The organism is Ralstonia sp. GX3-BWBA (genome assembly GCF_003290055.1).
Lineage (GTDB): Bacteria > Pseudomonadota > Gammaproteobacteria > Burkholderiales > Burkholderiaceae > Ralstonia > Ralstonia holmesii.
Window position 1 is genome coordinate 22,394 of the sequence record NZ_QMKS01000011.1, and the last position, 15,035, is coordinate 37,428.

Annotated in this window: 16 protein-coding genes; 13 read left to right on the forward strand and 3 right to left on the reverse strand. The window is 64.8% G+C overall.

All coding sequences use genetic code 11. The features are described 5' to 3' along the window. Positions 1-5: 5 nt before the first annotated feature. On the reverse strand, positions 6-932 hold the full coding sequence (locus tag DOD19_RS14185; RefSeq protein ID WP_112186198.1) for an alpha/beta hydrolase: 927 nt from the start codon (positions 930-932) through the stop codon (positions 6-8). A 137-nt stretch (positions 933-1,069) separates the two neighbouring features. Here DOD19_RS14185 and DOD19_RS14190 point away from each other — a divergent pair, with 137 nt between their 5' ends. From DOD19_RS14190 to DOD19_RS14210, 5 genes are all read left to right on the forward strand, one after another. Further along, positions 1,070-1,618 carry a type 1 glutamine amidotransferase domain-containing protein gene (locus tag DOD19_RS14190; protein WP_112186199.1) on the forward strand — a complete coding sequence of 183 codons (549 nt, stop codon included), beginning with the start codon at positions 1,070-1,072 and terminating at the stop codon, positions 1,616-1,618. A gap of 100 nt (positions 1,619-1,718) precedes the next feature. After that, on the forward strand, positions 1,719-2,702 hold the full coding sequence (locus tag DOD19_RS14195) for a nitronate monooxygenase family protein (RefSeq protein ID WP_024976870.1): 984 nt from the start codon (positions 1,719-1,721) through the stop codon (positions 2,700-2,702). Positions 2,703-2,919: 217 nt separating this feature from the next. After that, positions 2,920-4,395 (forward strand): DUF1254 domain-containing protein, encoded by a 1,476-nt coding sequence (locus DOD19_RS14200; protein ID WP_112186200.1) that lies wholly within the window; start codon positions 2,920-2,922, stop codon positions 4,393-4,395. A 223-nt stretch (positions 4,396-4,618) separates the two neighbouring features. Then, positions 4,619-5,203, forward strand: coding sequence for an XRE family transcriptional regulator (locus DOD19_RS14205; RefSeq protein WP_024976872.1), 585 nt, complete (start codon positions 4,619-4,621; stop codon positions 5,201-5,203). Continuing rightward, positions 5,203-5,751 (forward strand): GNAT family N-acetyltransferase, encoded by a 549-nt coding sequence (locus DOD19_RS14210; RefSeq protein ID WP_112186201.1) that lies wholly within the window; start codon positions 5,203-5,205, stop codon positions 5,749-5,751. The genes DOD19_RS14205 and DOD19_RS14210 overlap by 1 nt, the downstream gene beginning before the upstream one ends. A gap of 8 nt (positions 5,752-5,759) precedes the next feature. Here the strand turns inward: DOD19_RS14210 and DOD19_RS14215 are convergent, their stop codons facing one another. After that, the gene (locus DOD19_RS14215; RefSeq protein ID WP_112186202.1) at positions 5,760-6,617 is read right to left on the reverse strand and encodes a PhzF family phenazine biosynthesis protein; all 858 of its coding nucleotides are present in this window, start codon (positions 6,615-6,617) and stop codon (positions 5,760-5,762) included. Positions 6,618-6,774: 157 nt separating this feature from the next. Next, positions 6,775-7,629 (reverse strand): 3-hydroxybutyryl-CoA dehydrogenase, encoded by an 855-nt coding sequence (locus DOD19_RS14220; RefSeq protein ID WP_024976875.1) that lies wholly within the window; start codon positions 7,627-7,629, stop codon positions 6,775-6,777. A gap of 176 nt (positions 7,630-7,805) precedes the next feature. Here DOD19_RS14220 and DOD19_RS14225 point away from each other — a divergent pair, with 176 nt between their 5' ends. The 8 genes from DOD19_RS14225 to DOD19_RS27730 all read left to right on the forward strand — a co-directional run. After that, the gene (locus DOD19_RS14225; RefSeq protein ID WP_112186203.1) at positions 7,806-8,738 is read left to right on the forward strand and encodes a LysR family transcriptional regulator; all 933 of its coding nucleotides are present in this window, start codon (positions 7,806-7,808) and stop codon (positions 8,736-8,738) included. Positions 8,739-8,967: 229 nt separating this feature from the next. After that, positions 8,968-9,651 (forward strand): hydrolase, encoded by a 684-nt coding sequence (locus DOD19_RS14230; protein ID WP_112186204.1) that lies wholly within the window; start codon positions 8,968-8,970, stop codon positions 9,649-9,651. Positions 9,652-9,762: 111 nt separating this feature from the next. Next, positions 9,763-10,584 (forward strand): alpha/beta hydrolase, encoded by an 822-nt coding sequence (locus tag DOD19_RS14235; RefSeq protein ID WP_112186205.1) that lies wholly within the window; start codon positions 9,763-9,765, stop codon positions 10,582-10,584. A 62-nt stretch (positions 10,585-10,646) separates the two neighbouring features. Next, positions 10,647-10,961, forward strand: a complete 315-nt coding sequence (locus tag DOD19_RS14240) for a XapX domain-containing protein (protein ID WP_204360064.1) — start codon at positions 10,647-10,649, stop codon at positions 10,959-10,961. A gap of 4 nt (positions 10,962-10,965) precedes the next feature. Beyond that, the gene (locus DOD19_RS14245; protein ID WP_112186206.1) at positions 10,966-11,385 is read left to right on the forward strand and encodes a DoxX family protein; all 420 of its coding nucleotides are present in this window, start codon (positions 10,966-10,968) and stop codon (positions 11,383-11,385) included. A 4-nt stretch (positions 11,386-11,389) separates the two neighbouring features. Further along, complete coding sequence (locus tag DOD19_RS14250; RefSeq protein ID WP_112186207.1) at positions 11,390-13,228, forward strand: amidohydrolase; 1,839 nt, start codon at positions 11,390-11,392, stop codon at positions 13,226-13,228. Further along, positions 13,218-13,925, forward strand: a complete 708-nt coding sequence (locus DOD19_RS14255) for a YoaK family protein (RefSeq protein WP_239498012.1) — start codon at positions 13,218-13,220, stop codon at positions 13,923-13,925. The genes DOD19_RS14250 and DOD19_RS14255 overlap by 11 nt, the downstream gene beginning before the upstream one ends. Before the next feature lie 877 nt (positions 13,926-14,802). Then, a partial coding sequence (locus DOD19_RS27730; RefSeq protein WP_204360065.1) for a hypothetical protein occupies positions 14,803-15,035 on the forward strand: 233 nt, incomplete at its 3' end.

The following is a 15,035-nucleotide window of genomic DNA, read 5'->3' on the forward strand; positions in this document are numbered from 1 at the left end:
CTGCCTCAAGCAAAGTACGCCCGCATCTCCTTGAGCAACGCCTCCGGCGCCTCTTCCGGCACGTAATGCCCGCACGGCACGGTGCCACCGCTCACATCGTCCGCCACGGCACGCCACAGTTCCAGCGGCTTGAAGCAGCGTTGGATCACGCCATGCTCGCCCCACAGCACGCGAAGTGGCACGCTCACGCGCTTGCCGGCGTCGCGGTCGGCGCGATCATGTTCGAGGTCGATGGTGGCTGCGGCGCGGTAGTCCTCGCACATGGCGTGCACGCAGGCGGGCTCGCGCATGGCGGCGGCATAGGTCGCCATTGCTTCCGGGGCGAACGGTTCGAGCCCCGCGTGGCGCAGGCCCATCAGCTTGCCGATGTAGAAATCGGGCGTGGCGTTGATGAGCGTCTCGGGAAACGGCGACGGCTGGATCAGGAAGAACCAATGCCAGTAGGCGGATGCAAACGCCATGTCGGTGTGCTCGTACATCGCCAGCGTGGGGGCGATGTCGAGCAGCATGGCCCGCTCGACGTGCAAGGGGTGATCGACACACAGGCGATGCGCCACACGCGCCCCGCGATCATGCGCGCACAGCCGGAAGCGGCCGAAGCCGAGTGCGCGCATGACCTCCACCTGGTCCTGCGCCATGGTTCGCTTGCTGTATTCGGCGTGCCGGGCACTGCCGGCCGGTTTGGACGAGGCGCCATAGCCGCGCAGATCGGTCGCGACGACGGTGTAATCGTGTGCCAGCTCGTGCGCGACTTTGTGCCAGATCACATGGCTTTGCGGATGGCCATGCAGCAACAGCAGCGGTGGGCCGCTACCGCCGATCACCCCCGCGATTTCCACACCGTTGACCACCTGGCGGAACGGACGGAAGCCAGGAAACAGCGCGGCGTCTGCAGCAGCGGTGGCGGCATCGATGGAAAGCGGCGTGGTCATGCAAGTCTCCGGTGATCAGTCTTGGGTGAAGTGATGCGTGGCGAATGCTCCGCATGCTAGCGCAGAGCGGGCACGCGCGTTGCGGAACCATCCCCTGCCGTTCCCTTCTTTGGATTTCCCCTGACAAGGAGTTCGCCATGACCCCATTGCATGACTTGCGTATCGCCATCCTCGTCGACGACTTGTTCGAGCAGGCCGAGTTGGCCAGCCCCAAGCAGGCGCTGGAAGGCGCCGGTGCCAACGTCAGCATCGTCGCGCCGAAAGGCCCCAACGTAACGGGCCTGCACCATGCAACCAAAGGCGACACCTTCAAGGTGGACCTGACGCTGGATCAAGCCAAGGCTGACGACTTCGATGGGCTGGTGCTGCCCGGCGGGGTATTCAACGCCGATGCATTGCGCATCGTGCCGGCCGCGCAGGCCTTTGTGAAAGCGTTCGAGCGGGCGAAAAAGCCGATCGCCGTGATCTGCCACGGGCCATGGCTGATGGTGTCTGCCGGCCTGGTGCGCGGGCGCACGCTGACAAGCTGGCCGACGCTGCAGGACGACATCCGCAATGCCGGCGGCATGTGGGTGGACCGCGAAGTGGTGACCGACCGCAACTGGGTCAGCAGCCGCAAACCCGATGACCTGCCCGCCTTCAACCGCGCCTTCATTGAACTGCTGACGCAGCATGCCGATGCCTGAGCCGGCGGGTAGACCGCGCACGGCGGGGTGCGGGATCGTTCCTATAATCAAACGACATGCTCTGCCCCTGTCGTGCCGGTTTGCCAACCCAGGAGATGCCATGCCCGCCGCCAAGCACCTGCCGCCCATGCTGCAGCACCTGACGCTGCCCGTGATCGGTTCGCCGATGTTCATCGTCAGCTATCCGGAACTGGTGCTGGCGCAATGCAAGGCGGGCATCGTCGGGGCATTTCCGGCCCTCAACGCGCGCCCGGCCGAGATGCTGGACGACTGGCTCACGCAGATGAACGAAGAGCTGGCGGCGTACCGCACCGCGCATCCGCACGAAGTGGTCGGGCCGATCGCCGTCAATCAAATCGTGCACCACTCAAACGCGCGGCTGGAGCAGGACGTGGCCACCTGCGTCAAACACAAGGTGCCGATCTTCATCACCTCGCTGCGCGCGCCCGTCAAGGAGATCCTGGATGCCGTGCATAGCTACGGCGGCATCGTTCTGCACGACGTGATCAATCTGCGCCATGCCGAAAAGGCGCTGGAAGCCGGCGTCGACGGGCTGATCCTGGTGGCTGCGGGTGCGGGTGGGCATGCCGGCACACTGTCGCCATTTGCGCTGGTGGGCGAGGTGCGGCGCATCTTCGACGGGCCGATCGCGCTGTCGGGCGCCATTGCCACGGGCGACGCCATCCTTGCCGCGCAGGCCATGGGCGCGGACCTCGCCTACATCGGCACGCGTTTCATCGCCAGCCAGGAGGCCCACGCCGCCGAAAGCTACAAGCAAGCCATCCTGCGCGCGGCCGCGTCGGACATCGTCTACACCAACCTCTTTACGGGCGTACACGGCAACTACATCCGCGAAAGCATCGAACTCGCGGGGCTGGACCCGGCGGCCCTGCCCGAGGCCGACAAATCGAAGATGAACTTTGGCGATGGCAGCTCGCGCGCCAAGGCCTGGAAAGACATCTGGGGTGCGGGGCAGGGGGTGGGGCAGATTGCCGATCTGCCGCCCGCGGCCGAAATCGTGGCGCGCATGAAGGCCGAATACGACGCGGCCAAGTTGCGTCTTGCGCTGCACCTGCGCCTCTAGACACCTGCCTGCATCGCCCCCCCTGCATGCATGCCCCACTGCACTTAAATTGACTTGCGCTGGCGGCGCTTCTACATTCCAAAGATTCAAGCCACGATATGCGCGGAGCCACCGGATCGGCCACCGCGCAACCGTATGCGCAAGCATCCTTGGGGGGATGTCCGACAGGCGTCTGCTTTCCTGTTGCGCGCACCGACGACGACAAAAGGAGAACAAGATGACGCACTGCCCTGCGCCCGCGCGCCCGCTTACCAAGCTGGCGGCCGTGGCGCTGAGCGTGGCGGCCTCGGCGCTTACCCTGAGCCTGACCGGCTGCTCCACCCAGAACGCCGCGACCACGGCCCCCATCGAACAACGTCTGCCGCAGCCGAACGAAGCGCTCGTGCGCTCGGCCTATGTCTACGCGTTTCCGTTGATGATGACCGACGCGCTGCTGCAGACCACGTCTGCACTGGCGCCTGCCGGCACGTTCATGCACCAGCGCACGCTGGAAGACGAAGCCCTGCCCACCGGCGTGCGCGCCCGCGTGGACGTGCTCGCCAGCAGCGCCTTCGTCGATTTGCGTAACGGCCCGGTCGTCCTGAGCCTGCCCGATGCCGGGCGCCGACACCTCTGGGTGGCGCTGCACGACGGGTGGAACGACGTGTTCGAATCGCTCGGCAACCGCACCACCGGGGCGCGTGCCGCGCACTACGCCATCACGCCGCCGGGTTGGGAGGGCACGCTGCCCACGGGCGTCAAGCAGATTGCCGCGCCGACCAGCCTCGTCTGGTTGGTGGCACGTACGCAGGTGGCCGGCCCGCGCGACCTGACCGCCGCACGCCGCGTACAGGACCGCTACCGCATCACCCCGCTGGAGGCCTTCAGCAAGAGCACCCTGCGTGAGGCCGAAGCCGAAACCAAGGTCAACACGGACAAGGCCACCGACCTCGACGTCAGCCTGGATGCCGCGCGCCGCCGTGTCACCGCGCTGGACGCCAACAGCTACTTCACGCGCTTTGCCGAACTGCTCAAGGACAATCCGCCGCACGCAGCCGACTCCACGATGCTGCAATCGCTGCGTGATCTGGGCATCGTGCCCGGTGCGCCATTCGACGCCAAAGCCGTGAGCGCAGCCAACCTGAAGGTGATGGAGGGTGGGGTGGCGGCCGCGCGCGAAACGCTGGCGCTGGCCGTCAAGCAACCGTCCGTCACGCAGAATGGCTGGTTCATCCCGCGCATGATCGGCGCCTACGGGCTGGATTACGCACAGCGCGCCATCGTGGCGTGGAACGGCGGCGGCACCGACCTGCCGCAGGACATGCTCATCGCCACCGCCCGGACCGACGTCAACGGCATGGCGCTGGACAGCACGCACCGCTACGTCCTGCATTTCGAGCGCAACCAACTGCCGCCCGAGAATGCCGGCTGGGCCATCGCTGCCCTGTCCGCTGCCGGGCAGCCGCGCCGCGCGATCGAACGCCCGGGCCTGCGCAACGTGCTGAGCGAAGCTGATCGCCCGCGCCTGAACCGCGATGGCTCGCTCGACATCCTGATCCAGCGCGCACCGCCCAAGGGCATGCGCAACAATTGGCTGCCGCCGCCCAGCGGCCCGTTCCTGCTGCGCATGCAACTGACCTGGCCCAAGGAAGCGGCACTCGACGCATCGTGGCTGCCGCCTGCCGTACAGCGGCGGGACGCTGCAACCCAATAGCCAAGAGCGGCCGAGCGCGCGGTCAGGCCTCGGCCACCCGCACCACGAGCTTGCCGAAGTTGCGACCTTCGAGCAGGCCGATGAACGCGGCCGGGGCGTTCTCCCCGCTCTCGCCAACGCGATGGCCCCGCCATCTGGGCAAGGCACGACCCAGAGCGGGCCCAATTTGGCCGTGCCGCAAATTCCAGTTTACTAGAGATAAATTTCCATTAAACTGGATGGTATGGACATCCACCAACGTATCGCCCACCGCTTGCGCGAACTGCGCGACGCCCAGGGTCTGTCGCTCGACGCGCTGGCAGAGCGCAGCCAGGTCAGCCGTTCGGCCATCTCGCTCATTGAACGCGGCCAGAGCAGCCCGACCGCCGCGGTGCTGGATCGGCTCAGCTCCGCGCTGGGCGTGACGCTTGCCTCGCTGTTCGAAGACAGTCCCGCGCCGGCCGTGGAACCGTCGCCCGTATCACGCGCGGCAGATCAGCCCGAGTGGACCGACCCCGCCTCCGGCTACGTGCGCCGCAACCTGTCGCCGGCGGCGCGTTCGCCCTTGCAGCTCGTTGAGGTGCACTTTCCGGCTGGCGAGCGCGTGGCCTACGACACCGGCGCGCGCGATGCCGAAATCCACCAGCAGGTATGGGTGATCGAAGGTTCGATGGAAATGACCGTGGGCGACACACACTGGCGCCTCAATGCGGGCGACTGCCTCACCATGCGGCTGGATTGCCCGATCGTCTATCACAACCCCACGCGGCGGCCGGCCCGCTACCTCGTCGCGCTGACAACCGTGTCCGCTGCCCACTGGAGGCCTTGATGATCGACACCCTGACCATCCGGCGCGTGGGCACCGACGAGGCAAGCGCGTGTGTTGATGCGTTGGCCGATGTGCTGATCGATTGCGTGGAAGGCGGCGCGTCGGTGAGCTTCATGTGGCCGTTGTCTCGCGACAAGGCGCAGGCGTTCTGGCGCAACGTTGCCGAAGGCGTGGCGCGCGGCGAGCGCGCCTTGTTGATTGCCGAGGATGAAGCGGGCGCCATCCAGGGCACCGTGCAATTGGTGCTCGCACAGCCGGAAAACCAGCCGCACCGCGCTGACATCGCCAAGATGCTCGTGCACCGCCGTGCGCGCCGTCATGGCGTGGCGCAGCGGTTGATGGCGGCCATCGAGGACGAAGCGCGCGCCGAGGGCAAGACGGTGCTCGTGCTCGACACGGTGACGGGCGGCGATGCCGAGCGGCTATACGCACGCGCCGGCTGGCAGCGCGTGGGCGTGGTGCCCAACTACGCGCTGATGCCCGACGGTGCATTCTGCGGGACGACGTTCTTCTGCAAGCAGCTCACACCATCGGCCCGCGCGGCCTAGTCGACCAATCAAATCGTCAACGTGCCGCGTCCGATTTCAATCACGCGGCCACCCACGTGGATCGTGCCGTCGGCATCCACACGCAGCGTCAGGTGGCAGGGGCGACCCACTGCGGCGCCCTGCTCGATGCGGTAGCTTGCCGGCAAAGCATGGCCCGTCGCGCGCAGCCAGCCGCCCAGGTTGGCGCACGCCGAACCGGTGCCGGGGTCTTCCCACAGGCCGGTGCCGTATTCGAAGAAGAAGCGCGAAGCCACCGGATCGTTACTGCCAGGCGCGGGCATAGTGAAGACGTAGGCGTTGCGCCCGTCGTTGCGGCTGCGCGGCCAGACATCGAAGGCTGACGGGTCGGGCCGGGCGCGCTCCACATCGGCGCGCGTCTTGACCGGCACCATCAGTTGTTCGATGCCTGCGTCAACCCACAGCGGCGGGCCCGCCAGCGCATCGGCGTCCAACCCGAGCATCCTGGCGATGGCCGGATCGGCTTCGCGCGTATTCAGAGCCCCCGAGCGCGGCGGCACGAGCGACCACCCCTCGTCCTGCGCCGTCAGCGATACGATGCCCGACTGGCAACGCAGCGTCAGCTCATTGCCTGGGCCGTACAGCTCGCGCACCACCTGCGCCGTCCCCAGCGACGGATGCCCGGCAAACGGCATCTCGTAATCGGGTGTGAAGATGCGGAAACGCGCCGTGGCGCCATCCGTGTCATCGGGAAAAATGAACGTGATCTCGGACAGGTTGAACTGGCGTCCGATGGCCTGCATGGTGGCGTCGTCCAGGCCCCGCCCGTCTTCAAAGACGGCGAGCTGGTTGCCGCCGAACGTGGATTCGGCAAAGACATTGAGCAGACGGAAGGCGTAGCGCGGCATGGTGGCGTCCGGAGTGTGGGGAAGAAAAAAGCGGTGTGGCGATACGTCATCATCAACGCATCCCCACACCGCCTCCATGCACACTTGCGGACAGTTCGCGCGAATCCGGCCTGACAGTTAGCGGACAGCGCGAATGCCGTGAAAGATTGCCGCTGACTTACTTGCGATAGTCGTACACGCCGCGGCCGGTCTTGCGGCCCAGGTAGCCGGCGGCCACCATTTCGCGCATCAGCATGGCCGGGCGGTACTTCGGGTCAGCAAACTCGGTGTACAGCACTTCCATCACGGCGAGCATGGTGTCCAGGCCGATCATGTCGGCCAGCGCCAGCGGCCCGATCGGGTGGTTGCAGCCGAGCTTCATGCCCTCGTCGATCTCCTCCGGCGAAGCCAAACCTTCGCCCAGCACGCAGAACGCCTCGTTGATCATCGGGCACAGGATGCGGTTGACGACAAAGCCCGGGCTGTTCTTGACCGTGATCGGCGTCTTGCCGAGCTGCTTGGCCAGCGCTTCCACAGAGGCGTGCGTGGCATCGCTCGTCTGCAGGCCGCGAATGACTTCGACCAGCGCCATCATCGGCACCGGGTTGAAGAAGTGCATGCCGATGAAGCGGCTCGCGTCCTGCAGCACGGCGGCCAGCTTGGTGATCGAGATGGACGACGTATTTGACGCCACGATTGCGTGCGGTGCGGCCGCAGCTTCGAGCTGCTTGAGAATCTTCACCTTCAGGTCGAAGTTCTCGGTGGCGGCTTCGATCACGAGGTCGGCGCGCTTGAGGTCGTCATAGCTGGTCGAACCGTGGATGCGTGCGAGCGCCGCAGCCTTGTCGGCTTCGGTCAGCTTTTCCTTCTTGATGAGCCGGTCCAGGCTGCCTGCCACCGTGGCAATGCCCTTCTGCACGGCGGCATCGCTGATGTCCACCATCACCACATCCAGCCCAACCACGGCGCACGCTTGCGCAATGCCGTTGCCCATTGTTCCGGCACCGACGATGCCGACGACTTGAATTGCCATGAACTGCTCCTCGTTTGGTATTGGAATGAGAGATGGAAATGAAACAGATTGCAGAGGATAAACGACGCGGCGATGCACAGAAAAGCCTTGCTGACGCTAACGTCACATTCCACCGGATCGCCGTATGATGGCCGGCGTCGCGCCGCTCTTTCATCTCAGGCGCAAGGACGCTGGAAATGGACCGTTTTCTCAGTATTGAAGCCTTCGTGCGCGTGGCAGAAACGCGCAGCTTTGCCGAGGCCGCACGCCAGCTGGGCGTGACCAACTCGGTGGTCACCAACCGCGTGCAGCAACTGGAGCGCTTTATCGAAGCGCCGCTGTTTCACCGCAGCACGCGGCACGTGCGCCTTTCCGAAGTCGGCGAAACCTACTACAAGCAATGCGCCGAAGCCGTCTGCATGCTGACGGACCTGACTGACCAGATGCGCGGCCTGCGCGCCACGCCCGCCGGCAAGCTGCGCATCCGCATGCTGCCCGGGTACGCGCTCAGCCACTTTGCCGAGCCGCTGGCCAGGTTCGGGGCGCAGTACCCCGATATCCAGCTCGACGTGGTGGTCGACGACAGCGTGGTCGACCCGATTGCCGAGGGGTTCGACGTGGCGTTTCAGATCTTCCCGCCGATCAACGATTCGCTGATCGAGCGGCGCCTGTTCCCGCTGCGGCGCATGTTCTGCGCCACCCCCGCGTACGTCGAGGAGTACGGCATGCCGCAGCAGCCGGCCGATCTGCTGCAGCATTCGCTGGCGCTGTACTCCGGCTACCCGACCCGCAAGCGCTGGGTGTTCTCGCGCAATGGCGAGGCCAGCGCTGCGATGGACCTGCCCGAGCAGGTGCGCTCGAATTCAGTGCATCTGCTGCGCGACTACGCCCTCACCAGCGCCGGCATTGCCTGCCTGCCCACCCTCGTCATCAGCGACGATCTGGTCGCCGGCCGCCTCGTACCCGTGCTTGCCGACTACGACCTGACACCGCTGCACTTCTCCGCCGTGTATCCGGCGACGCAGCGCCAGGCCGTCAAGGTGTGCGCATTGATCGATTGCCTCGCCAGCTACCACGCTGGCGAGCCGGCATGGGACACGCCTTTGCTCGAGCGCGGCTGGGTCCGCTAACTGCCGCGTGCGCCGAATCCCACGACCGGCGCGCGTATCCAGGGTACCGATGGAATGTTTCGGGAAGTCGCGACGATTGTTCGGCAATCGCAAAAACTGCACTCGCCGATTGAGCGTTGCGCCCGGTACGCAACTTCCTATCATGGTTGGGCCGTTGATCGCGCCGCGCCGATGCGGCGTCAGATCTGCAGCGCCCCCCTCGCATCTCCTATCGGAACCGGATACGGCCATGAATCCCAAGCTGGAAGTCCTTACCCCGCAGAACTGTCAACTGATCTTCATCGACCACCAGCCGCAAATGGCCTTCGGCGTGCAGTCGATCGATCGCCAGGTCCTGAAGAACAACACCGTCGGCCTTGCCAAGGCCGCGAAGATCTTCAACATCCCCACCACCATTACGACCGTCGAGTCGCAGAGCTTCTCGGGCTATGCCTACCCGGAATTGCTCGATGTGTTTCCGGATCAGGAACTGCTCGAACGCACCTCGATGAACTCCTGGGACGACCAGAAGGTGCGCGATGCCTTGGCAAAGAACGGCCGCAAGAAGGTGGTCGTCTCGGGCCTGTGGACGGAAGTGTGCAACTGCACCTTCGCGCTATCGGCCATGCACGATGCCGACTACGAGATCTACATGGTCGCCGACGCCTCGGGCGGCACGTCGAAGGAGGCGCACGACTACGCCATGCAGCGCATGATCCAGGCCGGCGTGGTGCCCGTGACGTGGCAACAGGTGCTGCTGGAATGGCAGCGTGACTGGGCCCACCGCGACACGTATGACGCCGTCATGAAGCTGGTCAAGGAACACTCCGGTGCCTATGGCATGGGCGTGGACTATGCCTACACGATGGTGCACAAGGCTTCGCAACGCACGGCCACGCCGCACGAGGCGCTGGCGCCCGTGGCGGCCAACTGATCGCGCTGCCGCCCCTAAAAGAAGACGCTGCTCCGGCCGGGCAACGCATGTGCGACCGCATGCGTCGCCCTGTCGTCCATTCAATCAGCCACCACCCTCTCTCTCATTCCCATGCAAACGATTACCACCCAAGACGGTACGCGTATTTTTTACAAGGACTGGGGCAGCGGCAAGCCCGTCGTCTTCTCGCACGGCTGGCCCCTCAATGCCGACGCCTGGGACGCGCAGATGCTGTTCCTGGTGCAGAAGGGTTTTCGTGTCATCGCGCATGACCGGCGCGGCCATGGCCGTTCCGACCAGCCGTCGCAGGGCAACGACATGGACACCTATGCCGACGACCTGGCAGCGCTGCTCGATGCGCTCGACATCCAGGGCGCCACGCTGGTCGGCCACTCCACAGGCGGTGGCGAAGTCGCGCACTACATCGGCCGCCATGGCACCAGGCGCGTCGCCCGCGCGGTGCTGATCGGCGCAGTGCCGCCCATCATGCTCAAGACGGCATCCAACCCGAAGGGCTTGCCGATGGACGTGTTCGACGGCATCCGCAAGGGTGTGGCCGACAACCGCTCGCAGTTCTACCGCGATCTCGCCACGCCGTTCTTCGGCTTCAACCGGCCCGGCGCAAAGGTCTCGCAGGGCACCATCGATGCCTTCTGGGCGCAGGGCATGACCGGCGGCATTCATGGCCAGTACCTGTGCATCAAGGAATTCTCGGAGGTCGACTACACCGAAGACCTCAAGAAGATCGACGTGCCGGTGCTGTTCCTGCATGGTGACGACGACCAGATCGTGCCGATCGACGATTCGGCCAGGCTGGGCGTGGAGCTGGTGAAAAACGGCACGCTCAAGGTCTATCCGGGCGGCTCGCACGGCATGTGCGTGACCGAAGCGGACAAGGTCAACGCGGACCTGCTGGCGTTTATCACCGGCTGACCTGCGCGGGCGGCGCACCTTGAGCGCGCCGCCCTTCGCATTCTGGATCTGGAGCCCTCGCTTTGAAGCCCTACCTCATCTCCATTGGCGTCGGCATGCTGGTCGGCATCATCTACGCACTGCTGCACGTCCGCTCACCGGCGCCACCGGCAATTGCGCTGGTCGGGCTGCTCGGCATGCTGATCGGCGAACAGGTCGTACCGGCCGCGCAGCGCCTGCTGGCCGGCGAGCCGATCACCATGGCGTGGTTCCGCCACGAGTGCGTACCGAAGATCACGGGCGCACCGCCCCAAGTGCCACCCGCGGCGCAACCAACGGACCTTGCCGCCAGCGGCGGCTCCGGCTCCGGCGCCACCACGCCGCGCAACCCGAGCTGACGCCATGACACGCCTTTCGCTCGACCCCTCGCACGCCGCGGCCCCTGCCGATACCGCCCTGCACGTTGGCCTGCTGTTCCTGCGCCTGACCGGCAGCGCCCTGCTGATTACCGTACACGGGCTGCCCAAGGTGCTGCACTACAGCCAGGAACTCACGCGCATTGAAGACCCGTTCCACATGGGCGCCGCCCCCACACTGCTGCTGGCGATCCTGTCGGAAACACTGTGTCCGCTGCTGGTTGCGCTCGGCCTGCTCACACGCCTGGCGTGTCTGCCCATCGTCGCCACGTTGCTGGTGGCCATGCTGGTGGTGCATCCTGACTGGTCGCTTGCCGATGGGCAGTTCGGATGGATGCTGCTGATCATCTTCACCACGGTCCTGATTGCCGGACCCGGACGTTTTTCGATCTACCCCAAATACTGACGCAATGACCGCCGACCTCATCCTGCACAACGGCCGCATCCACACGGTCGACCGCGAACGCCCCACCGCCAGCGCCGTTGCCGTGCGTGACGGCCGCTTTGTTGCCGTGGGCGACGATGCGACCGTGATGGCCCAGCGCGGCGCTAACACCCAGATCATCGACCTGCGCGGGCGCACCGTCATCCCCGGCCTGAACGATTCGCACCTGCACCTGATCCGAGGCGGGCTGAACTACAACCTGGAGCTGCGCTGGGAAGGCGTGCCCTCCCTGGCAGACGCGATGCGCATGCTCAAGGAGCAAGCTGCGCGCACGCCGTCGCCGCAATGGGTACGCGTGGTGGGCGGCTGGACGGAATTCCAGTTTGCCGAGCGCCGCATGCCCACGCTGGAAGAGCTGAACCAGGCCGCACCCGATACGCCCGTGTTCGTGCTGCACCTGTACGACCGCGCTCTGCTCAACCGCGCGGCGCTGCGCCAGGTCGGCTACACCAAGGACACGCCGAACCCGCCGGGCGGCGAGATCCAGCGCGACGCGTCCGGCGAGCCCACCGGCATGCTGATCGCCAAGCCCAACGCGATGATCCTGTACGCGACGCTGGCCAAGGGGCCGAAGCTGCCGCCGGAATACCAGGTCAACTCCACGCGCCAGTTCATGCGCGAACTGAACCGCCTGGGCGTGACAAGCGCCATCGACGCAGGCGGCGGCTTCCAGAACTACCCGGAAGACTACGAAATCATCCGCGAGCTGTCGGTGCAGAACCAGCTCACCATCCGCATCGCTTACAACCTCTTCACGCAAAAACCGAAAGAGGAACTGGCCGACTTCAAGAACTGGACCGGCAGCGTGCAATACCGCCAGGGCGATGACTTCTTCCGCCACAACGGCGCGGGCGAAATGCTCGTCTTCTCCGCAGCCGACTTTGAAGACTTCCTGCAGCCGCGCCCCGACCTGCCCGAGACGATGGAGCAGGAGCTGGAAACCGTGGTGCGCCACCTTGTTGCGCAACGCTGGCCGTTCCGGCTGCACGCCACCTACGACGAATCGATCTCGCGCATGCTCGACGTGTTCGAGCGCGTGAACCGCGACATTCCGTTCAACGGCCTGCCGTGGTTCTTTGACCATGCGGAGACGATTTCGCCGAAGAACATCGAACGCGTGCGCGCACTGGGCGGCGGCATCGCCATTCAGGATCGCATGGCCTTCCAGGGCGAATATTTTGTCGACCGCTACGGCGCTGCCGCCGCAGAACAGACGCCACCCATCAAGCGCATGCTGGCCGAAGGCGTGCCGGTGGGCGCCGGCACCGACGCCACGCGCGTGTCGAGCTATAACCCGTGGACGTCGCTGTACTGGCTGGCGAGCGGGCGCACCGTGGGCGGCATGGCGCTGTATCCGGAGGGGCTGCCGCGCGAGGTGGCGCTGGAGCTGTACACGCACGGCAGCGCATGGTTCTCGGCAGACCAGGGCAACAAGGGGCAGATCAAGGTCGGGCAACTCGCCGACCTGGCAGCGTTGTCGGCGGATTTCTTCAGCGTGCCCGAGGCCGACATCAAGACCATCGAATCGGTACTGACGGTGGTGGGCGGCCGTATCGTCTACGGGGCAGCGGAGTTCTCCGAGTTCGGCCCGCCGCCCATTCCGGTGCTGCCGGAGTGGTCGCCTGTAGCGCGCGTGCCGGGGCACTGGCGGCCGGCTGCGCCGTTGCAGCAGCAGGTGCACCAGTGCGTTGGCTCATGCTCCGTGCACGGCCATGCGCATCAGAAGGCCCGCACGGCCAACGTGCCCACGACCGACTTCCGCGGCTTCTGGGGCGCCTTCGGGTGTTCGTGCTTTGCCTTCTGAAACGGCGACGACTGCGACGGCAGCGCCAGCGTCGGCGCGTTTCCTGATCGCCCAGGGAACGCTGCTGGCGTTTGTCGCCGGCTATGTGGATGTGGTCGGGTTTGCGGCGTTGTTTGGGTTGTTCACCGCGCACGTTACGGGCAACTTCGTGATGATCGGCCTGGAGCTGGCGGGCTCCGGGCAAGGCGTGCTGGCCAAGCTGCTAGCGCTGCCGATGTTCGTGCTGGCCGTGGCGGCGACCAAGCTGGCCGTGACAGCGCTCACGCGGCGCGGGGTGGCGCCGCTGCGGCCGCTGCTGTTCGCGCAGGCCGTGCTCCTGCTGGCGTTCATGGTGGCGGGGTTGCTGGCGCTGCCAATTCAATCGGCGGATGCACCGGCCACGATTGTTGTCGGGCTCATCGGCGTTGCAGCGATGGGCGTGCAGAACGCCAAGGCGCGCATCGTGCTGTCGGAGCATGCACCCACGACCATCATGACCGGCAACACGACGCAGATCGTGATCGACGTGGTCGAACTGCTGTCGCCGGGTGGTACGCAGAAGGATGTTGCGCGCACGCGGTTGCGGAAGATGGTGCCGCCGCTGGCCGGGTTCGCCACGGGCGCGGTGCTGGGGGCGTTGGCGTTTGCAACGTTTTCGTTCTGGTGTGTGGTGCCGCCGGTGGGCATCTTGGTGGTCCTGGCTGTGATGCAGCGGTAGGTTTTGTTTCTGTGTCGTGGATGTTTTTTGCCTACGCCGGCGGCGGGCGGGTGTGGTTCAGCCCCCCTTTCGTTCCCTGCCGGGCACGACTCACTTTTCTTTGTCTTGCCAAAGAAAAGTAAGCAAAAGAAAGGCGCGCCCGAGATGGCGACTTCCCCTTGAATTTATGTCGCAGAGAGGGGAAGGGAAAAACTCGCTTCGCTCAGACAGTTTCCCTTCCTTTTTCCTCTCGGCGACTTCCCCTTGAATTTATGTCGCAGAGAGGGGAAGGGAAAAACTCGCTTCGCTCAGACAGTTTCCCTTCCTTTTTCCTCTCGGCGACTTCCCCTTGAATTTATGTCGCAGAGAGGGGAAGGGAAAAACTCGCTTCGCTCAGACAGTTTCCCTTCCTTTTTCCTCTCGGCGACTTCCCCTTGAATTTATGTCGCAGAGAGGGGAAGGGAAAAACTCGCTTCGCTCAGACAGTTTCCCTTCCTTTTTCCTCTCGGCGACTTCCCCTTGAATTTATGTCGCAGAGAGGGGAAGGGAAAAACTCGCTTCGCTCAGACAGTTTCCCTTCCTTTTTCCTCTCGGCGACTTCCCCTTGAATTTATGTCGCAGAGAGGGGAAGGGAAAAACTCGCTTCGCTCAGACAGTTTCCCTTCCTTTTTCCTCTCTGCAACAGAAATTCAAGGCGCCATCTAGGGCCCCAACGGCCACACCATCGAAGCACAACTGCAGTCGCAGATAGCAGCACAACGCGGAGCAAAGCGAGCAGCAACAGCAACAAGCAAGAGCCACTCTCCGCCAAGCAAACCAACGGTTTGGCCTTTGACTTTCCTGCCCTATGCGGCGCCTTGAATTTCTGTGAGCGGGCGGAAAAAGGAAGGAGGCCTGTTTGAGCGCAGCGAGTTTGCCTCCTTCCCCGCACGGTCGCATAAATTCAAGGAATCTTTCGCCGCATCGGGCGCGCCTTTCTTTGCTTACTTTCTTTGGCAAGACAAAGAAAGTGAGTCAGCCCCGGCAGGGGATGAAACAAGGGATGCACCACAAACAAAAAACCAAAACCCAAAACCCAAACCCCCTACATATTCCGCCGATACTCCCCCCCCACCTCAAACAACGCATGCG